Origin of the sequence: Gordonia sp. i37 (assembly GCF_002043085.1) — a bacterium.
Taxonomy (GTDB): Bacteria; Actinomycetota; Actinomycetes; order Mycobacteriales; family Mycobacteriaceae; genus Gordonia; species Gordonia polyisoprenivorans.
Genome location: NZ_MVPX01000632.1, coordinates 1 through 257 on the forward strand (window position 1 = coordinate 1; position 257 = coordinate 257).

General features: G+C 65.0%; 1 protein-coding gene. It reads right to left on the reverse strand.

What is annotated here, in order from left to right:
- Positions 1 to 257 (reverse strand): transposase (locus B1964_RS29045; protein WP_079932260.1); only part of this gene is annotated, 257 nt, incomplete at both ends.

Genomic DNA, 257 nt, shown 5'->3' on the forward strand with positions numbered 1-257 from the left:
GTCCTTCTCGGCGGCCTCGGCACGTAACCGCACCAACTCCGCGCGCTCACCGGCACTGAGCTCACCATCGGGCGGAGCTGCCCGCCCCTCGGTGATCACTCCGTCGCGAATGCGTTCGGCGCGAACCCATTTGCCCAGCAGATTCTCATGCACGTTCAACTCACGAGCGACCTCAGAGATCGGGCGGCCGCCATCAATCACCCGACGAGCAGCCTCCGCCTTGAACTCAGGCGTAAACGACCGACGCGTCCTCGACA